Source organism: Coleofasciculus sp. H7-1 (genome assembly GCF_057473865.1).
Map to the genome: position 1 here is coordinate 16,106 of NZ_JBYCCT010000065.1, position 25,782 is coordinate 41,887.

At 46.7% G+C, this 25,782-nt stretch carries 24 protein-coding genes and 3 pseudogenes; 10 read left to right on the top strand and 17 right to left on the bottom strand.

The features are described from left to right. The first annotated feature begins 286 nt into the window (after positions 1 to 286). A complete protein-coding gene (locus AC2VDX_RS16215; protein ID WP_378184209.1) occupies positions 287 to 1,120 on the top strand; it encodes a slipin family protein in 834 nt (277 codons plus the stop codon). Here AC2VDX_RS16215 and AC2VDX_RS16220 read toward each other — a convergent pair. The 6 genes from AC2VDX_RS16220 to AC2VDX_RS16245 form a co-directional block, all read right to left on the bottom strand. Further along, positions 1,086 to 2,432 carry an FAD-dependent hydroxylase gene (locus AC2VDX_RS16220; RefSeq protein WP_378184208.1) on the bottom strand — a complete coding sequence of 449 codons (1,347 nt, stop codon included), beginning with the start codon at positions 2,430 to 2,432 and terminating at the stop codon, positions 1,086 to 1,088. The genes AC2VDX_RS16215 and AC2VDX_RS16220 overlap by 35 nt on opposite strands. A 408-nt stretch (positions 2,433 to 2,840) precedes the next feature. Continuing rightward, positions 2,841 to 3,296, bottom strand: a complete 456-nt coding sequence (locus tag AC2VDX_RS16225) for an orange carotenoid protein N-terminal domain-containing protein (protein WP_378184207.1) — start codon at positions 3,294 to 3,296, stop codon at positions 2,841 to 2,843. 208 nt (positions 3,297 to 3,504) lie between these two features. Continuing rightward, positions 3,505 to 4,272 carry a YebC/PmpR family DNA-binding transcriptional regulator gene (locus tag AC2VDX_RS16230; protein WP_378184205.1) on the bottom strand — a complete coding sequence of 256 codons (768 nt, stop codon included), beginning with the start codon at positions 4,270 to 4,272 and terminating at the stop codon, positions 3,505 to 3,507. Positions 4,273 to 4,610: 338 nt separating this feature from the next. Beyond that, entirely contained in the window at positions 4,611 to 5,435 is an 825-nt protein-coding gene (locus AC2VDX_RS16235) for a carbohydrate ABC transporter permease (protein WP_378184203.1), read from the bottom strand. Between the two features lie 175 nt (positions 5,436 to 5,610). After that, entirely contained in the window at positions 5,611 to 6,513 is a 903-nt protein-coding gene (locus AC2VDX_RS16240) for a carbohydrate ABC transporter permease (protein WP_378184201.1), read from the bottom strand. 31 nt (positions 6,514 to 6,544) lie between these two features. Continuing rightward, positions 6,545 to 7,798, bottom strand: coding sequence for an ABC transporter substrate-binding protein (locus AC2VDX_RS16245; RefSeq protein ID WP_378184199.1), 1,254 nt, complete (start codon positions 7,796 to 7,798; stop codon positions 6,545 to 6,547). A gap of 202 nt (positions 7,799 to 8,000) precedes the next feature. Between AC2VDX_RS16245 and AC2VDX_RS16250 the strand changes: the two genes are divergently transcribed. Continuing rightward, the gene (locus AC2VDX_RS16250; protein ID WP_378184197.1) at positions 8,001 to 9,335 is read left to right on the top strand and encodes an ABC transporter substrate-binding protein; all 1,335 of its coding nucleotides are present in this window, start codon (positions 8,001 to 8,003) and stop codon (positions 9,333 to 9,335) included. Positions 9,336 to 9,494: 159 nt separating this feature from the next. Here the strand turns inward: AC2VDX_RS16250 and AC2VDX_RS16255 are convergent, their stop codons facing one another. The 3 genes from AC2VDX_RS16255 to AC2VDX_RS16265 are packed head-to-tail and all read right to left on the bottom strand — an operon-like array spanning position 9,495 to position 11,355. Then, positions 9,495 to 10,541: a glucokinase gene (locus AC2VDX_RS16255; RefSeq protein ID WP_378184195.1), complete on the bottom strand. Its 1,047-nt coding sequence runs from the start codon at positions 10,539 to 10,541 to the stop codon at positions 9,495 to 9,497. A gap of 4 nt (positions 10,542 to 10,545) precedes the next feature. Further along, positions 10,546 to 11,187 carry a histidine phosphatase family protein gene (locus AC2VDX_RS16260; protein ID WP_378184193.1) on the bottom strand — a complete coding sequence of 214 codons (642 nt, stop codon included), beginning with the start codon at positions 11,185 to 11,187 and terminating at the stop codon, positions 10,546 to 10,548. 42 nt (positions 11,188 to 11,229) lie between these two features. Continuing rightward, positions 11,230 to 11,355 (bottom strand): hypothetical protein, encoded by a 126-nt coding sequence (locus AC2VDX_RS16265; RefSeq protein WP_378184191.1) that lies wholly within the window; start codon positions 11,353 to 11,355, stop codon positions 11,230 to 11,232. 520 nt (positions 11,356 to 11,875) lie between these two features. Here AC2VDX_RS16265 and AC2VDX_RS16270 point away from each other — a divergent pair. The 3 genes and pseudogenes from AC2VDX_RS16270 to mutT form a co-directional block, all read left to right on the top strand. Further along, positions 11,876 to 12,835 carry an RNA polymerase sigma factor, RpoD/SigA family gene (locus tag AC2VDX_RS16270; protein ID WP_378184189.1) on the top strand — a complete coding sequence of 320 codons (960 nt, stop codon included), beginning with the start codon at positions 11,876 to 11,878 and terminating at the stop codon, positions 12,833 to 12,835. A 269-nt stretch (positions 12,836 to 13,104) separates the two neighbouring features. Further along, a complete protein-coding gene (locus tag AC2VDX_RS16275) occupies positions 13,105 to 13,452 on the top strand; it encodes a DUF760 domain-containing protein (protein ID WP_378184187.1) in 348 nt (115 codons plus the stop codon). Between the two features lie 191 nt (positions 13,453 to 13,643). Next, positions 13,644 to 14,126, top strand: a pseudogene (gene mutT, locus AC2VDX_RS16280) (8-oxo-dGTP diphosphatase MutT); the annotation flags it as partial. A 130-nt stretch (positions 14,127 to 14,256) separates the two neighbouring features. On the opposite strand, the pseudogene AC2VDX_RS16285 reads toward mutT, so the two are convergent. After that, positions 14,257 to 14,685: pseudogene (locus tag AC2VDX_RS16285) on the bottom strand (DUF29 family protein). Between the two features lie 177 nt (positions 14,686 to 14,862). Further along, entirely contained in the window at positions 14,863 to 15,015 is a 153-nt protein-coding gene (locus AC2VDX_RS16290; RefSeq protein WP_378184185.1) for a hypothetical protein, read from the bottom strand. Here AC2VDX_RS16290 and AC2VDX_RS16295 point away from each other — a divergent pair. Continuing rightward, complete coding sequence (locus AC2VDX_RS16295; RefSeq protein WP_378184183.1) at positions 15,007 to 15,390, top strand: hypothetical protein; 384 nt, start codon at positions 15,007 to 15,009, stop codon at positions 15,388 to 15,390. The genes AC2VDX_RS16290 and AC2VDX_RS16295 overlap by 9 nt on opposite strands. Here the strand turns inward: AC2VDX_RS16295 and AC2VDX_RS16300 are convergent. Both AC2VDX_RS16300 and AC2VDX_RS16305 read right to left on the bottom strand, forming a co-directional pair. After that, entirely contained in the window at positions 15,378 to 16,553 is a 1,176-nt protein-coding gene (locus AC2VDX_RS16300) for a pyridoxal phosphate-dependent aminotransferase (RefSeq protein ID WP_378184181.1), read from the bottom strand. The two genes, AC2VDX_RS16295 and AC2VDX_RS16300, sit on opposite strands and share 13 nt — an antisense overlap. A 156-nt stretch (positions 16,554 to 16,709) precedes the next feature. After that, complete coding sequence (locus tag AC2VDX_RS16305; protein WP_190412161.1) at positions 16,710 to 16,904, bottom strand: hypothetical protein; 195 nt, start codon at positions 16,902 to 16,904, stop codon at positions 16,710 to 16,712. A 552-nt stretch (positions 16,905 to 17,456) separates the two neighbouring features. Between AC2VDX_RS16305 and AC2VDX_RS16310 the strand changes: the two genes are divergently transcribed. The 3 genes and pseudogenes from AC2VDX_RS16310 to AC2VDX_RS16320 form a co-directional block, all read left to right on the top strand. Beyond that, positions 17,457 to 17,795, top strand: coding sequence for an STAS domain-containing protein (locus tag AC2VDX_RS16310; protein ID WP_378184179.1), 339 nt, complete (start codon positions 17,457 to 17,459; stop codon positions 17,793 to 17,795). A 116-nt stretch (positions 17,796 to 17,911) separates the two neighbouring features. Continuing rightward, positions 17,912 to 20,599, top strand: a complete 2,688-nt coding sequence (locus tag AC2VDX_RS16315) for a TIGR03960 family B12-binding radical SAM protein (RefSeq protein ID WP_378184177.1) — start codon at positions 17,912 to 17,914, stop codon at positions 20,597 to 20,599. 28 nt (positions 20,600 to 20,627) lie between these two features. Further along, positions 20,628 to 20,976, top strand: a pseudogene (locus AC2VDX_RS16320) (hypothetical protein); the annotation flags it as partial. On the opposite strand, the gene AC2VDX_RS16325 reads toward AC2VDX_RS16320, so the two are convergent. From AC2VDX_RS16325 to AC2VDX_RS16340, 4 genes are all read right to left on the bottom strand, one after another. Beyond that, a complete protein-coding gene (locus AC2VDX_RS16325; protein WP_378184175.1) occupies positions 20,977 to 22,167 on the bottom strand; it encodes a glycosyltransferase family 4 protein in 1,191 nt (396 codons plus the stop codon). 246 nt (positions 22,168 to 22,413) lie between these two features. Further along, positions 22,414 to 22,635, bottom strand: coding sequence for a hypothetical protein (locus AC2VDX_RS16330; RefSeq protein WP_486928204.1), 222 nt, complete (start codon positions 22,633 to 22,635; stop codon positions 22,414 to 22,416). After that, positions 22,557 to 22,781 carry a hypothetical protein gene (locus AC2VDX_RS16335; RefSeq protein ID WP_378184173.1) on the bottom strand — a complete coding sequence of 75 codons (225 nt, stop codon included), beginning with the start codon at positions 22,779 to 22,781 and terminating at the stop codon, positions 22,557 to 22,559. The genes AC2VDX_RS16330 and AC2VDX_RS16335 overlap by 79 nt, the downstream gene beginning before the upstream one ends. Beyond that, positions 22,745 to 24,442: a DUF2079 domain-containing protein gene (locus tag AC2VDX_RS16340; protein WP_378184171.1), complete on the bottom strand. Its 1,698-nt coding sequence runs from the start codon at positions 24,440 to 24,442 to the stop codon at positions 22,745 to 22,747. The genes AC2VDX_RS16335 and AC2VDX_RS16340 overlap by 37 nt, the downstream gene beginning before the upstream one ends. A gap of 114 nt (positions 24,443 to 24,556) precedes the next feature. Between AC2VDX_RS16340 and AC2VDX_RS16345 the strand changes: the two genes are divergently transcribed. Further along, on the top strand, positions 24,557 to 25,750 hold the full coding sequence (locus AC2VDX_RS16345) for a histidine kinase (RefSeq protein ID WP_378184169.1): 1,194 nt from the start codon (positions 24,557 to 24,559) through the stop codon (positions 25,748 to 25,750). The last annotated feature ends 32 nt before the right edge of the window (positions 25,751 to 25,782 follow it).

Consider the following 25,782-nt stretch of genomic DNA (forward strand, 5'->3'; position numbering starts at 1 on the left):
CGATTGTCACATTTGGGCACCCCTTTCATCACAAGACTCCATTAATCAATCGCTCATATTGGAGAGATACGCAATTTTTCAGCCAGATATTAAGTGAGGAGAAGGCTATGAAAATTATCTTAACAATTCGGTGGTTAATTCAAATAATTGTTTTGCAATTTATTACTCTTAGCGTAGCATCGTTACTGCTGCTTTGGTTTGCCAGATCCGGCTGGTAAGCGGTATCCTGCTATTACTCTGTCGCCGAGTCTAGAATGGACTTAGTAACGATTTCCTTTCGCCAAATATGGGCACCACTCTAGGCACACTTTTAGTTTTCTTTTGCGTTCTAGCCATTTCTGGATTTAAACTAGACCGAGAATATGAACGCGGCGTTATCTTTCGACTCGGTAGAACAAAGGGCGTTATGGGGCCAGGGATGTATTGGATTATTCCCTGGATCGATCAAAAAATGCAGATCGATGTCCGCACCAAAACGGTTAATATTGAACCCCAAGAAACCGTTACGGCGGACAGCGTTACGATTAAAGTTAATGCGGTTCTCTATTACCGAATTCTTGACCCGTCAAAGGCTATCAATCGGGTTGAAAATTACAATATGGCGGTTTACCAAATCGCATTGACGACTTTACGGAATGTGGTTGGTCAAAATCTTCTGGATGATGTCTTACAAAGCCGGGATAAGATTAACGTCAAAGTCCAAGAAATTGTCGATGAAATCACAGAACCGTGGGGGATTGTGATTGAACGGGTGGAAATGAAAGACGTGGAAATTCCCCTGGCGATGCAACGGGCAATGGCAAAAGAAGCGGAAGCAATTCGAGAAAAACGAGCCAGGATCATTAAAGCGGCGGCGGAACAGGAAGCATCGATTAAGCTAGCAGAAGCTTCGCAAGTGATTATGAAGAACCCCGCTGTATTGGAGTTGCGGCGTCTACAAATGCTGACAGAAATTGGGGCAGAAAATAACACGACGACGGTGATTATGATGCCGTCCGATATCATGCAAGTAGCAAAGAATTTGACCGCAGGGATCTCGAATGGCAATCAAGCCGAGGTACGTCCTTTTGAACCAGAGGTAATTTTTACCGAGAAGCCAGTTCTGGATGACGCCCTCTAAGTCCTGTCATTAGCTGCAAAGCATAGGTTTTAAGGGGAGGAATTCGCCGCAGCATCCATAAACCGAAGCGGCGTATTGCCACGACTGGCAACCAATTATTAGAAAACATCCGATCTAGGAAATCGGTAAAACCTAAAATTGTCAGGTTTTCTTGTTTACGCCAGCGTTCGTAGCGTTTAAGTACCTGTATATCGCCGATATCTTCCCCTAAATTATGGGCAGATTGTAAAACTTGGGCGATCGCTGCTGCGTCCCGAATCCCCAAATTCATGCCTTGTCCCGCCACCGGATGGCAACAATGGGCAGCATCGCCAATCAGGGCGAGTCGGGGAAGCGTGTAGCGATCGCTTTGCATCAATTGCACTGGGAAAACATAGCGATCGCCTTCTAGTTCCAGACGCCCCAACAGCCCAGCCGTGCGACGTTCCAGTTCCGCCAGAAACTCTTTTTCGTCAATTTCCTGCAAAGCTTTCGCTTCTGTATGCGGGGCAGTCCAAACAACCTGGCAGCGGTTCCCCGGTAGCGGCAGAACCCCCATCGGGCCACTAGGCCAAAAGCGTTCGTAGGCAATATTCTGGTGGGATTTTTCCGGTTTAATTGTTGCCACCACACAAGATTGCCAGTAATGCCATCCTTGGGTGCGGATACCAGCGGCTTGGCGGATAGGCGATCGCGCCCCATCTGCTGCTACCAGCAAGCGCGTTCTGATTTTGGATGTTTGCTTCCCCTCATCGCCCCCACTTTTTAAGGGGGGGTTGGGGGGGATCTCCGAGGTTTGGGAAGATTGAATTTTGGAGTGGGGAATCTCTCCTCTCATCACAATTTCTATCTCCACCGCGTCAGCTTGATAGTCTGCACTCACCACTTCCGCCGGACACAGCCAAGACACATTCGGGCAATCTCTCAAGCTATCCTGCAAAGCCGTCAGCAGCACCCGATGTTCCGCCCCATACCCTAGCCTGTCCGTACCTAAATCTTGGGGTAAAAGTTGGACTACACCGGGATAATCAGCGTCAGATAGGCGAATTTGTTGAAATGCATTGATTTGAGGCAATATTTTATCCCAAACACCCATTCCCTCGAAGATACGCCCCGACATTAGGGATATGGCATAAGCGCGTCCGATGGCAACCGCAGCAGACTGGGGCGATCGCTCAATTAACGCTACCCGCAATCCAGAATCCTTTAAGGCACAAGCGAGAGTTGCCCCAATAATTCCACCGCCAGCGATCGCTAAGTCGTAGTCAAAGCCTTGCTGGGTTGCCGATGTCTGCGGCGACGAAATTGTTTGAACTGTCTGTTCCAGCGCCATTGTTAACAAAATTTGTCAAAACAATAAGAATATTTACTCTCATATTGTGACGCGAACAGATGGAGCAATCAAGTTGACAGGCGCGATGTCTAGTAAAAAACCTAATCTCCAGCCCCAACTCTATTAGAGAAGGGGAAACTTTTCTCCTTTCTTGGCGCATTTCTCCCCTTCCCTCGCAGGGGAGAGGTCAACGCCACAGATTACTCTGGATGCAGTTTGGTAGAATAAAATATTACCCCACTAATTGCAAAGCAATTAGCAGGGATTTTATACGAGGAAGCTTGCTAAAGGTTAGGCATCTGAAGAAGCTTCTTCTCTCTTATTGGCGAACCTCTCTAGAAGAGCTGTTTTTAAAATCGGTGCAATGTTTGGGACTGATTTCACACTCTCAATGGGCGCAACTTCAGACTACTTAGCACCCATTTCGATTGCAGCACTACGCATGAAATTAATCCGTTCTTCAAAGTCCAGTTGCTTGATTTTGGCGGTAAATTCGTCGGTTTGTGCGGGCAGTTTATAGTCAGAAGGCACCTGAATGATTTCACCTTTGTCCATACCTTGTGCCAACCGCAGCCACACATCTAGCTTAGAGCTAGAACTTACAGCTTTATAGGCACGGCTAATATCACTATTGGCACCGGAAACGATGTCGCGCTGCGCCTGTAGCTGTTCTTCCTTGGGCAGTGCCAGGATAGCATGGTACAAGGCGGCAGCTTCGTCTTGGGCAGAAGTGGCATTGGCTGGTGTCAGTTGGTCTTTGATGTCGAGGTAGCCGAACCACAGGATGGCAAGCTGAGTATCTGCATCGAAGTTCTGAAAAGTATCTAAGGCTTGTTTGCTGGTTTCGTTGGTTGTAAATGTCATGTATGAATCTCCGATTGTTTTGCTTTAATGACAGCTCAGGAAACTGAGCAACTGAGGCAAGCTTGTTTTGCCGCAATATTAAGATTTAATAAGCTGGCAGCCGGAGATTAACCTTGCTTAAGACAGATATAGCGATCGCGCCTGAAGACAGATGTATGGATGCGCGATCGCTCTTAAAGCAGGGACACAGAGCAATTGCCATTAGCCATTAACTAAACTCTACAGACATCAGCTCATCCGCCATCTCGAAGTTAGCGGTGACATTTTGTACATCATCAAGTCCTTCCAAGGTATCGATCAATTTGAGGAGCGATCGCGCCTGCTGTGGATCGGCGACTTCCACCGTATTATTAGGAATCCAGCGCAGTTCCACCTCAGTGACTTTAAAACCTTTCTCCTTTAAAGTTCGCTCTAAATTCTCCAAATTTGCCACAGACGTAAATATCTCGGCTCCCTGCGTATCCTCCTCCTGTGTCAGCTCGTAGGACTCAGCGCCCCCTTCCAAGGACGCCTCCAATAGCTCCTCTTCCTCAACCGCACCGAGCAGGATACAAACACCTTTTTGCTCAAACATCCACGAGACGCAGCCGGTTTCACCGAGATTACCGCCATTTTTGCTAAAAGCCGCTCTCAAATCAGCGGCGGTACGATTGCGATTATCGGTGAGCGCTTCCAGCAAAATCGCCACCCCGCCGGAACCATAACCTTCGTAGCGAATTTCTTCTAGCTGAGCGCCATCTGCTCCCCAAGTCCCCGCACCTTTAGCGATCGCTCGTTCAATATTCTCATTCGGAATCCCAGCCGCCTTTGCCTTATCAATCGCCGTGCGGAGTTGAAAATTACCTGCTGGGTCTGGTATACCACTCCGAGCTGCCACAATAATAGCGCGAGCTAGCTGGGTGAACGTTTTCCCCTTCACCGCATCCACTCTCGCCTTCTGACGCTTAATATTTGCCCACTTACTATGTCCAGCCATAGACTGAAATCATTTATACGCTCGTCCAAACATAGGATAAACAAAAACCAACCCGTACTTCATACCAACAGGACTTACGCAAAGCTTATACATATAGCGTTCTTGTCGGTTCAATCCCTCTGTGGTTGCCCTCAGATGTGGTGATGTTGCGTAAGTCCTAACCAAGCCTGTCTATTCAATCTTGTTTCTATACCCTGCAAAGTAGCAAATATATGCTGGCGGTTAGAAACCGCGTCTACACAGACAAAACCCGGATGGTGCAAGGGTTTATTCAAAAGTCCGCGCCTGCGGACTTTGTTTATATAGCTGCGAATTCTATTCGCCCAGTTTTACTAACATCATTTCCCGCCAGTAAATGTAACCCCCCGGATAAAATAGCGATTAAAAAAAGCATAAATAGCCAGCGCAGGCAGCGTAAACACCATCGACGCCGCCATAATGTAGTTCCAATAATTGATATATTGCCCCTTAAACGTATTCAATCCCAGCGGCAGGGTAAACATCTCCTTATCCGACAAAATAATCAGCGGCATTAAAAAATTATTCCACGAACCCATAAAAATAAAAATCGCTTGTGCTGCCAAAGCAGGCTTCGCCAAAGGCAGAACAACTTGCAAAAAAGTTTCCCAGCGACTTAATCCATCCAGCGCCGCTGCCTCCTCTAGTTCCTTTGGAAAATTGACAAAAAATTGCCGCATCATAAAAATAAACGTCGCATTCACCGCAGTGGGTATAATCAACCCCTGATAAGTATTCAACCATCCCAAGTATTTTAAAATCAAATAGCTGGGAATCAACGTTACTTGTCCCGGAATCATTAAAACACCTAAAATTACAAAAAATAAAATTTTATTGCCAGGAAACCGTATTCGTGCCAGCGCGTAGCCAGCCATCGAATTAAAGATTAAATTCAATCCGGTAACACAAACAGCAATAAACACGCTGTTAAACAACCACCGCCCAAACAAAGCTTCCTGAATAAAAATCTTCTTGTAGTTATCCAGCGTAAAATGTTCGGGCATAAAATTCATCCCACCCGCCACAATATCTGACAGTGGCTTAAAAGACGCTGAAAGCGCCCAAGCAAACGGTATAACCGTAATCACAGCATACAAAATTAATGCTGCATACAAAATAACTTTGAGCCACCGAGAACGATTCATACAAAATTAAGGTAAATTCTTGAACTATCTGTATAGCAATCCTAATTCATTTGTAAAATATTCTGTATCTCTTGTTTCTCTTTCTTCGTGTCCTTTGCGTTTTTTGCGGTTTGTTAAAAAATATTTCACAATTTCTTCAAGGATTGATCTAGTTATAGAGTAGCCAATTCCCACTTTACGAGTCTAATTTTTCTTCTTGAAAAAAACGCCGTTGAATTAGCGTTGCCACCATAATAACAGCCGCCAGCATCAACGCCAATGCCGCTGCATAGCCCATATCCAACCTCTTAAAAGCATACTGATAAATTAGAAGTACAACCGTTAGTGTTGAGTTATTCGGGCCGCCGGAACCTTTTGAAAAAATATAAGATTGATCGAAAAGTTGAAAGGTGCCAATAACACCCATCACCACAATAAAAAATGTCACCGGCTTGAGCAACGGCAATGTAATATAAATAAATTTTTCCCAATGGCTAGCTCCATCAATTGTCGCCGCTTCATAAAGAGAAGCAGGGATATCTTGCAGAGCTGCTAGATAAATTACCATAAATAAAGGTGCTGTTGCCCAGATATTCATTAACATAATTGCTTTCAATGCTACCGATGGATCTCCTATCCAGTTGTAAGTTGGTAGTCTTAAAAAAGCTAAAAAATTGTTAAGTAGACCATTGGAGTTGTAAATCCACATAAAAATTAAGGTTAATACAGCCGATGAAGTGACAGTCGGCAGAAAGAAAATAATCCGAAACCAGTTTTTTCCTTTGATTTGAGTATTGAGGATTGTGGCTAGAAGTAGCGCCAGTATCGTTTGGATAGGAACAACAATCGCCACATACTCAGCGGTGTTCTGCAAAGCAATCCAGACTTGGGAATCGTCAGCCATTCTGACAAAGCTTTTTAAGCCAATAAATCTATAACTCAGTTCTCCTAAAATTCGTACTTTGTGAAAAGCGATAAAAATAGCATAGGCAATCGGAAGAATAATAAATATTCCCATAATAATTAGTGTAGGAGCCATAAACAAGTAGCCAGCTAAAGCTTGTCTGGTAATTTCCTTCTTCCCAATTTCTCTCAACATTGGCTTCCTCTACTACTCCGCAAATTTTTAATTATTTGGCTGCTAAAATCTCCCGATTGGCTGTATTTTGCGCTTTTAGCATCGCATCTTGCAAAGATTGTTCGCCGATCAAAGCACTAATAAATTGATTATTAAAGTGGGTTAAAATAGTTGGTAAATTTTCCCCAGATTGCCAAATTGTTGCATATTTTGCCCCTTCAACAAATGGAGTATACAGAGAATTTTCAGAATAGTTTAGCTCATTTAAAACGGATTTCCGAGTCGGTATAGCTAATCCTTGACTCGCCCACGCTTTCATCCCTTGCTTCCCAGTTAAGTAAGCAATTAATTTCCAAGCTGCCTCTTTATGCTGGGCTTGTTTATTCATTACATAAGCCACCGTATAAGCCATTGTTCCTTCCTTTTCGTTCACTGGTGGAACTTCAGCGATCGCAAACTCAACTTTGGGAAAAGTTTCTTTCAAAAATGGGATTGCCCAGCTACCTTCTATTGCCATTACGGTTTTACCTTGCCCCAACATTTCGCTACATGAATCAGCACCAACATCTGTAGGCTGGGCGGCAGTTCTCTCTTTTCGATACTGATTTATAAGTAGTTCTAAACCTTTCAGGCTATCTGGAGTAGCGAAGGCAGCGTAGCCATTTCGATCGATTAACTGACCTCCAAATGCTTTAATCATAAAGTATTGACGGGAAAGTTCGGGGATAATACAAAACCCATACCGATCGATTCTTCCATCTCTATTTTTATCGATAGTCAATTTTTGTGAATAATCCCGCAATTCCTCCCAGGTTTGGGGAGGTTGGCTTAAACCAACTTCAGCAAAAGCTTTTTTGTTATAAAAAAGTGCCAGCGTAGCAAAATCTTTAGGCAACCCGTAAATTTTTCCGTTATACCTAAAAGCCTTAAGTAAAGAAGGTTCAAAATCATCTAAGTCAAATTTAGCTGTAATATAAGAGTCTAAGGGTTCCAGTACCTCATACTTCATCAATAAAGGAGCTTCAAAAGAATCTAAATAAAATACATCCGGCGCAGCATCACCAATTAATCTAGTTTTGATAACATCCATGTATTGTTCATTGATGACTTCATACTTTACCTTAATATTGGGATTTTCGGCTTCAAACTTCTTTAGTACCCGATCTAGCAATTGTTGCTCGTTGGGGTTGCTTTGCCATCCGCTCAGCGTAACCGTGGTAAAATTTTCTACGGTACGGGATTTACAAGTGCTTAGGGTGATAATGACCAGCAGTGATAGAAGAAATCTATAAATATTTTTATTCATCAGGCAATTATTTGAAACTGTTAGCTTACAAAAACTGAAGCTTTACTTTAAATCAATAAAGTAGATGTTTTAGTTCAAGCAAGAGAGTTATCAGTGTAAAGAATGGTTACAAAAACAACGTTGCTCAAAAAAATATGATGGCTTTTAGTCGCTCATGGTGAGCATTTTAACGCTGTTTCGGTTCAAAATTGGGCATTCAATTATGTCAGTTGGATTTAACGGGTCTAGTAATTTTTTCCAAAAACTGTGGAGTTTTTTGAGCCGGGGGTTGCTATTAGGCATTGTCCTGTTAGGATTGGCAGGATGTCAGCTACAGCCGGGGCGTTCGGAAGCAGCGGATGTCATCCGACTGACGTTGTGGCAAGGGGTGAATCCGCCGCCGAATCGGGATGTGTTGCAGTCGCTGGTGGACAAGTTCAATCAGGCGCATCCGAATATTCAGGTGGAATCCTTTTATGTGGGACAAGCGGATCAGCAGTTGCCGAAAATTTTGGCAGCGGTGGTGGGAAATGCGCCGCCGGATCTGTTGTGGTTTAACGCGACCCTCACGGGTCAGCTGGTAGAATTGGATGCGATCGCGCCTTTGGAAAATTGGCTGGCGCAATCCCCTGTGCGCGACGAAATTGACCCCGCCTTGTTTGAATCAATGCAGTACGCGGGTCATACTTGGTCGGTGCCGTTTGGGACGAATAATGTAGGAGTTTTTTATCGTCCCAGTTTGTTTAAGGCAGCGGGGATAACCGAGTTGCCCAAAACCTGGGACGAATTGCGGCAAGTTGCTCGTACTTTAACCCGCGATACAAATGGCGACAAGCGCATCGACCAACACGGGATATTTTTGCCTTTGGGAAAGGGAGAATTTGCAGTATTCCTTTGGTTGCCATTTCTGTGGAGTGGCGGCGGTGAGTTGGGGAATACTCAAGGGCAAGAAGCTTCTGCGATCGCTTTAGCCAACAATCAAGGCGCGATCGCTGCCCTTCAATTCTGGCGCAATTTAATTGAAGATGGCTCAACAATTTTGTCTCTACCAGAACGAGGCTATGAGACAGATAACTTCCTTGCCGGAAAAGTAGCAATGCAACTAACCGGCCCTTGGACGCTGGGGCAACTGAAAGCAACTGGCGTTGATTTTGGCGTTTTCCCCATCCCAGCGCAAAAAGAACAAGCTACGGCGACTGGGGGCGAGAATCTGTTTATTTTAAAAACTACCCCGGAACGAGAACAAGCGGCATGGACGTTTGCTGAATATGTTGCGGGAGAAGAATTTCAGACCGAATGGGCGCTTGGTACAGGCTACCTGCCCGTGAATCTGAAGGCGCGACAAAGTGCTAAATATCAAGCCTTTGTCGCCGAACAACCGGCGGTGAAAGTGTTTTTAGAGCAAGCAAAGTATGCGCGATCGCGTCCTATCTTCACAGGTTATAATCGGGTTTCCGAAAATGTAGGCAGAGCGCTGGAATCTGTCTTACTAGGCAAAAGTTCGCCCCAGGAAGCACTTAAAGACGCCCAGCAGCGGCTAGATTTAATTTTTAAATAATTAAACGCTTTCGGTACGCAAAGTTATATAGCATTCCTAACTGATTTGTAAAACTCTCTATTTCTTTTCTCTGCGTCCTTGGCGTCCTCTGCGGTTCGTTAAAAAAACTATTTCACCCCTCTTGGCGTACCGACAAGCGTTTCAAATCTTTGACGCTGGCTACAATCTAGCAGCACAGACAGCGGCTCCAATGAGTCCCACTTGCGGATTTAGCACAATATGCACCGGCATTCTTTCTAATAACGGACTCACGCGACCTTTGTTAAGAAAAGCATGGAGGAAACTGCCTTCTTGAATCAACGGCAGAATTTTAGCAGCGATGCCACCAGCAACGTAAAGACCGCCATAAGGTAATAGTTTGATAGCCAGATTCCCGGCTTCGGCACCGTAAGCTTCCATAAAGATTTGCATTGTTTGTTCGCACAAGCGATCGCGCTTTTCCAGAGCAGCTTTGCCAATAATCGCGGCGGGATCGATCGTCTTGTCTTTCTGCCCGATCTCTTGTTCCCACGTTCTAATAATCTGCCCAATTTCTGGCGATTCCTCAGCAATTTGGCGATCTCTCAGAAACTGGTAAATCGACACAATGCCTAGACCGGAAACCACTCTCTCGACTGAAATTCGCTGAATATTATGCTTATCAAGCAGATATTTCAACAGCTGAAATTCTAACTCCGAGCGAGGCGCAAAGTCAGCGTGTCCGCCTTCCGAAGGGAACACCTTATAGACGTTGGATGCTAAGCGGATTAAAAACCCTTGTCCCAAGCCGGTACCAGCACCAATCACGCCAATTGGCGCATCTTCCTGATGCTTGCCAGTTTGCAAAGTGTACAAGTCTGATTCAGTTAAACCCAGGACACCATAGCCAACGGCGGCGAAATCGTTGATTAAACTAACCGCAGCGATTCCCAATTGTTGCTCCAGCCGTTTGCTATCAAGCGACCAAGATAGATTTGTCAGGATAGAGGTGTTATTGACAACGGGACCTGCGATCGCAAAACAAGCTTTTTCAGGTTTCGGCGTCTCGCCTAGTTGTCCAGCCGCCGCCGTCAAAAACTGCCGCACCATTGGCACCAAATCGGGAAAGTTGCCACTGGGAAAAATCGCCTCATACAGAGTCTGCAATAATGCCCCAGAATCAGACGACACCACCAAGCGCAGAATCGTCTTAGTACCCCCGATATCCCCTGCTAGTAACAATCCCATGACCTTAATTAAACCGGATGACTTTTTCAGTTTGGCTCAAGTGAGAGACATCTCCATTGAGTTCCATCACCCATTCTTCACCATCGCGCACCAGCTTAACCAAACAACATAGTGCCGCATTCACTTCTGTTTTAGCAGTTCCACCGATTAGCCCAAGGGTCGCACCCAGGACGGATGCCCCGTGACCCACCAATAATATATCTTCGGGAAACTCAGCAGCAAGGCGTCTTGCGACTTCCCCAGAGCGTTTCATTGCTTCTTCCCCAGTTTCGGGATAATTCGCTACCACGCGAGAGGTGTAACTGAGGTCAATTTGGGGAAATTGCTCGTGCAATGCTTCCATTGACAATCTTTCAGGCATCGCTGGCATCCAGTGAGGATTTAGCCATTCGCTTAAGCCAGACTCAAGTTTGATTGGTAAATTCAGTTGTGCAACTTGGTGCGCTGTTTGTACCGTTCGCAGGAAGGGTGAGGCAAAAATATGGGCAATCTTTTCTCCCTTCAGGCGTTGCGCTAGTTGTTTGGCTTGCTCCACGCCGTCCTCAGACAGGGGTGGATCGTAGGGACGTTCGGCGGTTAAGAACCAGTCGGGGTTCACGAAGTCGAGGCGGTTGGCGTGTCTTGCAATCCAGACGGTTTGAGTCATGGGTTTATGGGATAATGAGCAAAGAGCAAGCCTGATACCATTTCACCTGAACGTCGCTACAAATAAATTGTTGTCAGTGGCGACCTGCAACAGACGCGATCGCGTCTCTCGTCTTCTACAATCCAAAATCTGAAATCCCAAATCGTATAAGGCTATTGAGTTCGCCATCTCTTGAGCAGTCTGCCAATTTAATATATATATTCTGCAAAGTCAATCTCAGTCGTTTCTCTCAAGTCTTTTAGGCGGAATAGAAAGCCCGGATTCTGCTCAAATTGCCATTGCCGCGTTTTCCTTGGCTTTGCGCCCAAAAAACCGTCCTTCTGCTTAAGAAAATCCCTATTTTTCGGCTTCTGGCGCTCAGACATGATGCAATAATGTAATACCGCGATCGCGTCCCTCACCGATAAGAGCAATTTCTCAATCGGGGTTGCTAACGTTTCGCGATTCCTGTCCTACCCCCGCCTGCCAATGTCGCTGAGTGTCAGTAAGCATCTGCAAGATTTTTCTCATTTTGTTTCTCAAGATGCAATTATCCGAGCGATTCCTGGGTACCCTTTTAATAGCTGATGTTGAAGGAAAAGGCACGGGAACCCCCCTCTTGGGATAGACACGGCTCCTTTCAGAAAGGTTACAATAGTTTACAATTGCGATCGCTATAAATTATCGCTCTGATTCAAGACTCAGCGCTATGAAAACTGCTCAGACCTCTACAGATACCGTCCGTGCTTACTTGCGAGAAATTGGGCGCGTTCCCCTGCTTACTCACGAGCAGGAAATCCTTTATGGGAAACAAGTACAGCGCTTAGCCAGCTTGCAGGAAGTGAAAAATTCACTCTTGTTGCAGTTAGGATACGAGCCAACCGACGAAGCGTGGGCTTCTTCAACTGGGTTGTCAGAGAAAGAATTACAGCAGGCGATCGTATTGGGTGAAATCGCCAAGCGCAAGATGGTCGAAGCCAACTTGCGGCTTGTCGTCTCGGTTGCCAAAAAGTACATCAAACGTAACGTAGACCTCTTGGACTTGATCCAGGAAGGCACAATGGGAATGCAGCGGGGCGTCGAAAAATTTGACCCCACCAAAGGCTACCGATTTTCCACTTATGCTTATTGGTGGATTCGGCAGGCGATCACTCGCGCGATCGCAGAAAAAGGACGTACCATTCGCCTCCCCATTCACATCACCGAAAAACTCAACAAAATCAAAAAAGCTCAGCGCCAACTCGCTCAAAACCTGGGACGAGCTGCTACAGTCGGCGAACTAGCCGCCGAACTAGAATTAACCCCCAAGCAAGTTCGGGAGTACCTAGAACGGGCGCGTCAGCCCCTTTCATTGGATCTGCGCGTCGGAGATAATCAGGATACAGAACTGGTAGAACTACTGGAAGACACCGGACCTTCCCCAGAAGACTTCGCAACTCAATCCTCTCTCCAAGTTGACTTAGAAAAACTAATGTCAGACTTAACGCCTCAACAACGCGAGGTATTAGCACTGCGGTTTGGTTTAGCCGATGGACAAGCCATGACTCTGGCAAAAATTGGCGAACTTCTCAACATCAGCCGGGAACGGGTGCGGCAAATCGAACGGGAAGCCCTCTCCAAGCTTCGCAAGCGCAAAGCCGATATGCGGGAATACATCGCGGCTAGCTAATGGAAGATTGAGGATTGAGGACTGAGTAGCCAGTTTGAAGTTTTGAGTAGGAACTTTCTCAGCCCTTATGAGGTAAAAGAATCCGCCGTTTAAAGTTCGGTTCTGCCCACTGTGACCCCCAAAGGAGCCTGCTAAATTAAGAGTATTACAAACATTTACAACTCTCGGAGCCAGCTTCCGAGTCGATCGATAGAACAAATCTTGAGCAGTGATCTACCCTGGTGCGGGGATCTGGGAGTAGCTGCCTCTAGGAAGTACGGAGAAACAAAGTGAACAACCCGTCAAATCGAGTTTCAGAGTTCTTTGAAAGTGAGTCGGAAGGCGGCAACTTGCTTTGGCAATACGTCCAATCCATGAGTCCAGAGACGATTACCCAGCTTTCCAAACCCTCGTCTCAGGAAGTGTTTCAGGTAATGGAACGCAATATTGTCGGGCTGTTGGGGCACCTACCCCCAGAACATTTTGGCGTAACTATCACCACTAATCGTGAAAATTTAGGGCGTCTGCTGGCTTCGGCGATGATTAGTGGCTATTTCTTGCGGAACGCCGAACAAAGAATGACCTTTGAAAACGTTTTGGCAGGTGGTGCTGAAGTCAACTTGTCTGATGCTGAGTAGGGACGACCGGCATCAGCGCCAATTGTACCAATGATTGTATTGCAATTGCCGCAACAAAGCAGCTCGGCAAACTGGGAAGTCAGTCTGCCGAGTTCTGCTATTTTGGAGTTTAGGCGATCGCTTCTAACCTAGTACTCCCAAAACGGTCGAAACCTCCCCTGGCGTAACCACCCCGACTCCTACGCCCGCGCCCGGAATCTGCACGATGTCCCTGGATGTCGCGCTGTCAAGCGTACAATTTGGGTATGCAATCCCAGCTTCCTATGCGTGAAACCTCCTCTCCCATCCCCCACAAAAACATCGGCGTTGCCGTTATCTGGAACGAGCAGAAAGCAATTTTAATCGATCGCAGACCCCAGAATGGTCTTCTGGGCGGGCTTTGGGAATTTCCTGGCGGCAAATTAGAGCCGGGTGAAACCATTGAAGAATGTATTAAAAGAGAAATTCAGGAGGAATTGGGGATTGAAATTGAAGTGGGTAAGCATCTCATCACTATCGACCACACTTATACCCACTTCCGCGTCACTCTCAACGTCCATCACTGCCGCCACCTCACAGGCATTCCCCAACCCATCGAATCTGATGAAATCCGCTGGGTGACATTGGACGAAATCGATCGGTTTCCCTTTCCCAAAGCGAACGTCCAAATTATCGACGCCCTGCGGCAGAATTAGAAATTTCTAATTCGATTTACGAACCGCGAAGGACGCCAAGGACGCAAAGAGAAGAGGGAAGAGGGAAGAGTGCGATCGCGTTCATTCTTTTTTATAAAATTTTCAGTATCATTATGGCTTCTAGACGACTTCATGCTGGCGGTAAGATCAAAGCCAAGGCACGATTTAGCATTTCTTTTTTATTAATTAGTTGTTCTAATTCTTCTAGTTCATAACGTCCTTCTTCTACCTCTAAGGAAGCCTTATCAATAGCATTCAAGTAGGCTTCTTCTAGAGTTTCAACCAACTCTTCTGGCGTTAGGTAATAACTCTCTGCTTGACGACGCTTATTTGTTCTCGGAATTTCTCGAACTGAATTTCGGATAGAGACTTCCCAAGAACGAGTCGTGCGATTTTCAGTTTGCTGTTTAATTAGATGTAGCAGCAGAATCACTGCATAACTACGAATGTTATCAATAAGGTCGTTTTTGCTCATTTCTTCGAGTTCTTCTACAATCGCTAACGAGCCTTAGATATCACCTTTTAGCAGCAAGTCTTTAAGGTCTAATAGTTCTTCCATAACGGCTGATTTAATCTAAGTTGTTTCTATTGTATTTTGAAGCGATCGCTCATCCGCAAAGGCGCAGCAGCTGTCAGTGTTACAGGTTCCATAGATTAGCCGTGAGATACGGAGATTACACAGTTGTAGTCTAGCCGTCTCTCTTGTGGCAAGAACATCAATACCCATCTATTATCATCAGAAGCGATCGCCCATCTTTTCCCGCTTTCGTCGAGTTTCGTCTGTGTAGCTGCGATTTCCTTTTCTCCGGGACTTCTTCACTGAGGACAGCCAACCAACTTCGTACAATAAAGAAGCAACTCGCGCTAGCCATTCCTGACTGTGAAGCAAGCCTCAAACGGTTCCACCCCTAACTTTCAGCCTTGTCAGATTGTTTGTTTAGACCATGAAAATACTCGCCTGTACGCTGACGTGATTCAAGTTGTCGATTCGCGGCAGATATGTTGGGTGCGTCCTTTGATGCTTACTGTAGTTCCAGACAATGATGCCAACTTGTTACCAACGCTGTACGATTTGCGTCAGGGTGCCGATTTAGTATGGCCTGTAACGTTGTTTCGACCAGCGCTGGATACCGAGGTGATTCCCCTGTTAATGCAATTGGACGCCCCAGATGCGACGGCGGACGCCTCAGATGCCCACTGGCAACTCAGTTGGTTTGTCCGCCAAGTTTGGCAAGCCAATCAGAGTGATTTTCAGGCTTCGTAGCGAATTCCGGCATCTCTCATCCGTTGAATCGCTTCGTGCATCCGTTCATCTGCCACGGTGAGGGCAATCCGAAAAAAGCCTTCCCCAGCAGCACCATACCCGTTTCCAGGGGGCACTATAAGACCGCATTTCTCCAGTAACAGGGTGACAAATTCCGTTGAAGTATAACCTTTGGGAACGGGTACCCAAATATAGAGGGTGGCTTTGGGAGGCTCAATAGGCCATCCTAAGGATTGCAATCCTTCGACGATGATGTTGCGGCGGTTTTGGTAAACTGACATCACCGCTTGGAGTTCTTCTTCTGAGGTTTCATAGGCAGCGATCGCTGCCCGTTGAATTGCCTTGAAGATGCCAGAATCTACATTGGTTTTAACTTGTCCCAGTCCCTTAATTCCGATCGCATTCCCCACGACAAAACCAACCCGCCAGCCGGTCATATTGTAAGACTTAGATAAACTGTGAAATTCAATGGCAATGTCCTTTGCGCCCGGAACTTGTAGCACGCTTGGGGGTTTATAACCGTCATAAGCCATTTCCGAATAGGCGTGGTCGTGACAGATTAGAATATCGTAATGTTTGCAGTAGGTAACTAATTCTTCAAAGAATTCCAGCGTTGCCAGCGCACCTGTGGGATTGTTGGGATAGTTGATCCACAATAATTTCGCTTTCTGTGCTACTTCTTTCGGGATAGCATCTAAATCCGGTAAAAAACCGCGTTCTGCTAGCAGGGGCATTGTGTAGGGTTCCCCCCCAGCAAAAATTGTGGAAGTGCGGTACACCGGATAACCAGGGTCTGGAATTAGGGTGTAGTCTCCCGGTTCTACGAACGCTAAAAATGTATTGTGAATCGCTTCTTTCGACCCAACAGAAGACACTACCTCGGTTTCTGGATTTAAGCCAGCGACACCAAAGCGACGTTCCATCCAATCCGCAGCGGCTTGGCGATATTCTTTAGTTCCCTGATAAGGGGGATAGTTATGAGTCGAAGGTTCGTCAATCGCCTCATGCATCGCCTGGACAATATGCGCTGGCGTCGGACGGTCTGGATCGCCAACTCCAATGTTGATGATGTCCACCCCTTTGGCGATCATTTCATGCTGCTTGCGATTAATCTCGGCAAATAGGTACGGCGGTATCTTTTCTAAACGTTTGGCAAACTGCATGGCGATTTAACAACTGAAAAATAGAGCAAGTGCAAACAATTAGACAGTTTACCGCCAGGTGAGCCAAACGGATAAGAGATTGGTCTAGAAAGATTCCCAAGGCACGAATATTGTCTCGTGCCATCGACTAAATCTGCCTTTGATTTTTAATTTTACTTATGCACTGGGCACAAGTTGAATTCGACCGGCATCCATCTCTGACATGAGTAATTCCAGCGCCTCATAATCAACGTCAGAGATGTGACCCATTCTGGTCAATTCATAGTTTATTTCGTTCTCTATATCTGGAGTTAATTTCTTAATATAGAGAGCTTTTTCTACCAGTTGACGAATCGCGTATGTAGTTCTCATAAAAACCGATAGAACCCCGCACTTAAAAATTATCGGTTGAATATATAGATGAGCCAGTGATCTAAAGCTAGAGTTTAAAGTGATCTAAATCACTGTGAGATTAACCGCAATTGCCGCTAATTTTTTAAATAATTTCTGACAACTCTATGAAGCTTCGGAGTTGATGTTTAATAGCAATAATATTATCGTTGATAAGTTTTAATGGTGTGAAGAATAGCAGCGGATGTTTGTTTGAAGACCTATGTTTGAAGACTTAAGTGCCTGACGGGCGGAAATGCGCTTCGCATAGGATTATACTAAGAATACATCTGTCTTAGGTTAGATGCAGAAATTTAAAAAGATATACAAAGAGATTTATTTAATAGAGAACTTCTAAAAAGTCCGTATTAGGGGACACTTTTCAAACAAGCTTATTGAAAACTTTATATAAGAGGAGGTAACTAATGAAGATTTAGCAAACTACCTAAAAGGGGGTAGCCAATACCATAGTTTACAGTTTATTGTCGAAGCTATTACACAAATTTTTGTTTACAGCTGAAACAGGATGTTGTCATGCAAAGTACGCTAGTTCGCCCCAACGTTGCAGTTATTCGGCCCCAAGGTTATATCAATGCATCGAATGCGGTTGAGTTTCAAGGTCAACTGACGGCAGCTGTTTCTTCACCCGATCGATCTATTGTGCTGATTGATATGGTTCAAGTAGAGTTTCTCGATAGTGCTGGCTTGATGGCGTTTGTTTCGGCTCACCGTTTAGCACACAGTCTAGGACGGCGGTTTAGCCTCTGTTCGGTTTCGCCCTCGATTCGGATGATTTTTGAACTGGCTCAACTTGACGGAGTATTTGAAATTTTTGAAAGTCCTGCCGCCTTGGAAGCAAATATTGGAGTATAAGAACAAGCAAATACTTCTGAAGGAAAACTGAGAAGTTGAGCGCTATTGCTGAGTGCTAACTCTGAATTGGTGCTAGGGTTGAATCTGAGGCACTGGAAGCAGGGGAGCGTTTTGCAGTGGCGATCGCAGTCGAGAAACTACTTACACCAGAGATCCAGAAACCAGCTCGTTATTTGGGAAATGAGCTAGGAGCTGTCCACAAGCCTTGGGAAGCGGCGGCGGTACGCTGGGTTCTGACATACCCAGAAATTTATGAAGTGGGTGCATCGAATCTTGGGCATATCATTCTCTACAACATATTGAATGCTCAGTTGGGGCAGCTGTGCGATCGCGCATATTTACCCGCCCCTGATTTAGCGGCGAAACTCCGAGAAACACAGACGCCGTTATTTGCCGTGGAGTCGCGGCGAAGTCTTACAGATTTTGATATTTTGGGCTTTAGTCTCAGCTACGAGCTGGGAGCCACCAATATTCTGGAAATGCTGGATTTGGCCGGGATTCCCCTGACGTGGCGAGAGAGGCACACAAGCACAAGCGCAGGGGAGAGTGAAGAATTTCTCTGGAATTATCCCCTAATTTTTGCTGGGGGACAGACGGCAACCTCGAATCCCGAACCCTACGCAGACTTTTTCGATTTCTTGGCTCTGGGAGATGGCGAGGAAGTGCTGCCAGAGATTGGCTGGGTAGTGGAAAAAGGCAAAAAAGCTCAACTCAGTCGAGAACAACTATTGCTGAATTTGGCACAAGTACCAGGCGTATATGTGCCACAGTTCTACGACATGGCAGAAGATGGCTCAGTCCATCCCAATCGCCCGGATGTACCACAGCGGGTTTTACGGCGAGTTGCCGCCCCCCTGCCAGCTTATTCCATCGGGCTAGTACCTTATGTGGAGACAGTCCACGACCGACTGACCATTGAAGTGCGGCGCGGCTGTACTCGCGGTTGCCGCTTCTGCCAGCCTGGGATGCTGACTCGTCCGGCGCGGGATGTGGAACCGCAGGAAGTCGTAGAGGCAATTGAAAAGGGAATGCGGGCGACGGGATATAACGAGTTTTCCCTGCTGTCCTTGAGTTGTTCGGATTATCTATCTCTACCGGCGGTGGGGATGGAAATCAAAAATCGCCTCAAAGATGAAAATATTTCCCTTTCTTTACCCAGTCAGCGGGTAGACCGATTTGATGAAAATATCGCCAATATTCTCGGCGGGACGCGGCAAAGTGGGCTGACTTTTGCGCCGGAAGCTGGAACCCAGCGGATGCGGGACATTATCAACAAGGGGTTGACGAACGCAGAATTGCTGCGGGGCGTGAAAACAGCCTACGAGCAGGGTTGGGAAAAAATTAAGCTGTATTTTATGATTGGTCTGCCTGGAGAGACGGATGTAGATGTTATCGGCATTGCCGAAACTGTCCGTTGGCTACAGCAAGAATGTCGGACTGAAGGCAGAAAGCGTCTGCATTTCAACCTGACGATTTCCAACTTTACGCCGAAGCCTCACACGCCTTTCCAGTGGCACTCTGTCTCTACAACTGAGTTTCAACAGAAGCAGAAACTTCTCCGCGACGAGTTTCGCGGGATGAGGGGGGTGAAGGTAAACTTCACCGATGTGCGACTTTCGGCGATGGAAGATTTTATGGGACGGGGCGATAGGCGTCTGGCATCAGTGCTGCGTCGCGCTTGGGAACTGGGTGCGGGGATGGATGCCTGGTTTGATAGTGTGGAGCGGGCTTTTGCGGCTTGGGGACAAGCGATCGCCGAATCTGGCTTAACCTGGAAATACCGCCTTGTCGAGAACGGCGAATGGAATTTGATGGGGAATGGGAATGAACAGCTACCCATTCACGATTCCCCATCCCCAATTACCAATCCCCAATTAGATGCGCCGTTGCCTTGGGATCATATCGATACGGGAATTGATAAGAACTGGCTAGTCGCTGACCTGAAACGGGCTTTAGAAGCTGCAACAGTGCCGGATTGCTCTTTTGAAGGCTGTTCTCACTGTGGCATTTGCGGGACTGATTTTGGGCACAATATTGTCATCAAGCCGTTGCCGATTCCAGAATTTGCCGGACACTTCACGCCGAATACAGCTAGGGTGCAGCGGTTGCGGGTTTGGTTGGGCAAGCTGGGCGATATGGCGCTGGTGAGTCATCTAGATTTGGTGCGCCTGTTTGACCGTGCTGTGCGTCGGGCGGCATTGCCAGTTGCTTTTACGGGCGGGTTTCATCCCAGTCCCCGCATTTCTCCAGCGAGTGCGCTGTCGCTGGGAGCAACCAGTGAAGGTGAAATTGTGGACTTTGAGCTAACCCAGACGATGGATGTGGCGACGTTTCAGGAGAAGTTAGCTGCCCAGTTGCCATCTGATATCCCGGTTTATCGGGTGGCAGATGTTGATTTGAAGGCTCCTTCGGCGACTCAGTTGTTGGAAAAAGCGGAGTATTTGATTGCGGTGGCAGCGCTTCTGTCGGCGTCACCAGAGGAGTGGGAAGGCTGGGTGGAGGCGATTAAAGCGAGTGAGAGCATTTTAATTGAGCAAGCTACGAAGTCTGGGAAGAAGAAACAGATAAATCTGCGCGATCGCTTGTTTGAATTGGAGATGAATGAACCGCCAAGACGCAAAGAGCGCCAAGAAAGAGGGGAAGATAGAGGGGAAGAAGGCGTTGTTCTGCGCTATTTGGGCAGTTGCCAAAATGATGGAACTGTGCTAAGACCGGAGCATATCGTCTTCATGCTGGAGCAAGTGACGGGGCGGGAGTTTCAGCTGTTGCACGCTCACCGACGTCAGCTGCTTTTGAAGGATTGATTGCCTAATGCGGATTCTTGCCATTGGCGACATTCACCTGCCTCTATCCGAACAACCTGAGTTTATGTTGTTCTGGGAACGGTTTAACAAGCCAGCGCCCCACTTTTCCGGCAAAACGATGGTTTGCGGACATACCAGCCAAAAAAGTGGCGTGCCGGTCAATCTCGGTCACGCCATCTGTATCGATACCTAGGTTTACGGTGAAGGTTGGCTGACTTGCCTGGATGTGACGAGTGGCAGAGTCTGGCCAAGCAAATCAAGCAGGTCAGCAGCGAAATGGTTGGATTGACGAATTTCTCGGCAGTAGTGATGCTCCAGCATCTAAATTTTGGTTCCCAGGCTCAGCTTGGGAACGAGGAACAACCTCCAACCTTTGATTAAGACCAGTGAATGTGCGATCGCTCTTGCACGACTCTTTGATAAACTGCTTCAGTTTGTTTCCCTATCTTCGACCAGCTGAACCGACGTTCTAAATCTTCATAAGCGTTATCAATTAGCCATTGGGCGTAACCCGAATTTTTTAGCACTTCTAAGATGCCCCAGGCGAGAGAATCCGAGTTGTTCGTCTGAGTAACAACCCCAGTCTTGGTGTGTTGCACGACTTCTGGTAAACCACCCGTGTCTGATACAACAACTGGCACGCGGGCGGCAAAGCTTTCTAGGGCAACAATGCCAAAGGGTTCGTAGAGACTGGGAAATACGGCGCAGTCGGCAACGGTTTGGAATTTATCTAGGTCGGCATCTGACATAAAGCCAGTGAAATAGCAGTCGTCCCAAATGCCTAAATTCCAAACTTGCTGCTTCAGCGGGTCAGTATTGCCGCCGCCAATAATCACAAATTTGACGTTGCCCCCCATTTCCCAAATGACTTTCGGGGCAGCATTCAACAACACGGAAACGCCCTTTTCGTAGGACATTCGACCCACATAATAGACAATTTTCTCCCGATCTTCGGCAAACTGGCGACGGAAGTTCAAAGCATCAAACTCGTGCCAGCGCGGTTTCTTTTCCGGTCGGATGCCGTTGTAAATGACATCCATTTTGTCCCAAGGAGTTTCTAGCGCTCGTTCTACTTCTTGCCGCATATAGTCGGTACAAACAATAATCCGCCAAGAGTTATAGGCGAGAAGTTTTTCTTTGCCGCTAATATAGCGGTGGTCGTCGTTGTAGATGCCGTTGTAACGACCAAATTCTGTGGCGTGAATCGTAGTAATCAGCGGTACTTTAAAATTGTGCTTGAGGGCGATCGCGGCATCTCCCACCAGCCAATCGTGGGCATGGATCAAATCAAACGGGCCATCTTCCATCATCAGCTTACCGCCGTGAATCCCCATGCTCTGGTTCAAATTCACGACCCAGTGGAAGAAGTCATAACCGTAACCCACTGGCACCCGATGTACGTGGACGCCATCTACCACTTCGTACAGCGGCGCGTGACCAAACTCCACTGTCAGCAAGTGGACTTCATGCCCCAGTTTGATCAGTTCTGGATATAACTCCCCTACATGGCGGGCAATTCCTCCGACAATGCGCGGCGGAAATTCCCAAGTCAGGACTAAAATCTTCATTTCCCCCAATCCCCCCAATTCAGTTACAAATCGCTACAGATCGACATAGTTCTAAAAATTATAGTCTCCTAGTTGGGACAATAAGGGTGTTATAGATTTAAATAATCTTTTAACCCTGAGCAGAGATAGACACTCAATCTATTTCTATTGTTGCTTTTATTTGAGGGATAAGCAGTTAATACAATAAGAAGCAAGAAAAGAATAAATTATGAAATGTGAAGCCTAGAGTTTATTTCTTTTCTAGCTCTAGATATCAATCGCCTTCATCCTACCGCTAGCTCTTGATGTGCTGCCGAATAGATATTTCAATAACGAAGTTTGTCCCCAAATAAACTCTAAAAGACACTTCAATTGCCTATCCGGTTTTTCCACAATAATCCCCAGATTAATTAACCACCCCAGACCGATGCTCTTGCCCATCGGTTTCGTTGTGAAAAAGAAGGCATGATTTGCCATCCATATTGCCATTTGGGAACATCTATGACTTCCGTGGGAATGCGGATGTTGCTGGGTTGATATGGAATTGCTCGGTGCGTGCGATCGCTTAGTTTGCCACTAGATGCGACAAAAGACGAATTTAAGTTAGAGAAATCTGTTGGCGAAATGCCTGCCACGCAGCGATCGCTTGATCGTTCGAGGCAACTCCTTTTTGCATTAAAATAACGCCATCTTTGAAGCCAATGATGCCATACTCCCCACTACCAGACAGCCGATCGATCGTGGGAACACCCTGTTGCAATAGTCCGCGTTCTTCCTTGAAAGCGGCTTTATACTGCTGCGCTTGCCACAAATCAGCAATGATGTAATCCACATTGACCACTTCACCAGCATCATTGCGGAGTTGCAAAGACGGGAAGCGGATGATTTCGCGGCGACCAGAAAGATGGGGCACGAGATAGGTTGTTGCCGTTACACTGGCGTCAGGCGGAATCTGAGCCAATAAAGGGCTTCCTTGGCTGACGTGTTCCCATTGCCGCGTCAGAGGGACATAAACCAAAGGCTGAATAGAATCTGGGATCAGGAAGTAAAAAGTCCGATTGGGGTTAGAAGTGAGCGTAAAAAACACTGAAAGGCAGAGGCAGATGACCCAAAAGCGCCGAAACGACGGCGAAATCGATTTGGGATAATTAGGTTGCACCTCAGACTCAGCAATCTCTGATGTCTGAGGTTTTCGCCCCCATTTAAAATCTCTTATCCAGATTCTAAAGTCGCTTTGCCCTGCCCACCAGAGAATTGCCCCGTAAAATAGCCCAGGCACGATTGTCATCGCATAGCGAATATTAATGGCTAGAACCGACTGTCCCTTACCTAATAAAAGTTTCAATAGGGGAAATCCCGCTACCATCCAAGAAGCCGGAGAAATCGCTGGCACAAAAGCCAGGGGCAACCATTGACCTAATAAATACTTAATCGTGCCAAAGAAGGGTGAAAACAGCTCGACGATGAGTCGCCAGGGGTTAGTCACCATTCCCCAGATAATTTCTAAGGTAGAAGCTTCTTCGCCATCCGCATACTGCCCGAACCGCTCCATCATAAACCGCTGAGAAATATCCTCGGAAAACAGCGGCATGATCAGATTAGTGAGGACAATCATGTAAGCAAAACTGAGGCTACAGACGGCAAGACCCGCCCTGGGATAGCGTTTGCTCAGGATCATGTAAAACCCGATACTAAACAGACTCACACCCGAATCTTCCCGAACCGCCAGAATCAAAACAGCCAGCACCCAAAATAGCCACCACCAGCGCTTTTCCATTGCTAGCAGCAATCCAAAGGTAAAGAGGGGAATTTGGCAAATATCGTGGAAATTAGCTAAGGTAGGGCCAAGAACAGCGTTAGCGCCGTAAAAGCTGACAGTAATTAGGGCGGAAATTCCCGGTTCCAGATGCTGTCGAGCTAGGACGTACAGAACCAAACCGGCGGTGGTTACGAGCGTAACTTGCAAAACGCTGAGAGTTGCGGGTGAGGGAAACAGGGCATATAAGGGTAGCCACAGCAAAAGGGCTGGGGTGAAGTGTTGCCCTAAGCGGTGGTAAAAAACTTCTGGGACTTCGCCATTGTGGACAACGTTGGTCGAAAGCTGCGAAGACAGGGAACTCTGAAAGAAGCGACCGTGAATGCCGTTCCAGAAGACTTGATTAAAGATGCCTTGATCGTAGGAGGAATAAAAGGTGAAGTGCCGATGCAGGATGAAGATGAGAGCGAACAAAAAAAATGCGATCGCTGCACCCATCACTACCCGTAACGCTGGCTGCTTGTGTAATTTCAACAACATCACTCACAATCGTTTATAAATGTTAAATAGATATTAAATTGAAAGCGGACTTTCGCTTCTCGTCCACTCTCAGTCAATACCCCTAAGAATTAAAGTGTCATCGGTTGGTTCCCAGTGCTGAAACCAGATTACATACAGGCAGCTCTTGAAAAACCTACCCATTCTGAAGCATCGCTACAGCTACTGCTGTTTGTCGATGAGCGTCCGAGTTCGCGCAAACAAATCCAGCAAATCCAAACTTATCTGGAGAACTTAAAGACCGAGTTTCCCTTTGAACTTCAGATGGTCGAGGTGGGGGAGCAGCCCTATTTAGCCGAACACTTTAAACTGGTGGCAACCCCAGCCTTGATCAAGATTCATCCAAAACCCCGACAGACGCTGGCTGGGAGTAATTTAATCGCTCAACTGAAGAATTGTTGGCCTCGCTGGCAACTGTGTGCCGAAGAATACCAGGAGACTTTAGCACGCGAGACCAACTCACCGACCACCGAGGCAGAAAAATCAGCGATTCGTTCTGTTGCTCATTCCGCAGAACTGATTCAACTGTCTGACGAAATTTTTCGCCTCAAGAAAGAAAAAGAAGAACTGCTGGAGCAGCTACAGTTTAAAGACCGGGTACTCGCCATGTTAGCTCACGACCTGCGGAGTCCCCTAACAGCCGCCTCTCTGACAATGGAAACTTTAGAATTAAGCTTAAATTCAAACAACAGCAGCAGACCCGCCAAGCTAACACCAGCACTGACCGAGCAGTTAAGCAAGCAGGCTCGTACCCAAATCCGGGCAATGGATCGGCTGATCGCAGATATTCTGCAAGCCGCCAGGGGTACGAGCGCCCAATTGCATATTCAACCGCATAAGTTGGACTTGGGGGCGCTTTGTTATGAGGTAATTAATTCACTGAAAAATCGGTGTCAGGGGAAATCTCAATCCTTGGAAACCGATATTCCCCAGGATTTGCCCTATGTCTATGCGGATGAAGAACGGGTGCGCCAAGTGATAGTCAACCTTCTGGATAACGCGATTAAGTACACGCCAGAGGGTGGCAGGATTCAAGTTTCAATGCTGCACCGCACGACCCAGAAAATTCAGGTGAGTGTTGGGGACACGGGTTTTGGTATCCCTGCGGAGAATCAAGAGCGCATCTTTGAGGATCGCTATCGCCTAGAGCGAGACGAAGCAAAAGAAGGGTATGGGATTGGTCTTGGCTTATGCCAGCGGATTATTCGGGCGCATTATGGGCGGATTTGGGTAAACTCGAATCTAGATAAGGGCAGCATTTTTCACTTCACGCTGCCGATTTACAAATAATTAAAAATTAAAAATTAAAAATTAAAAATTAA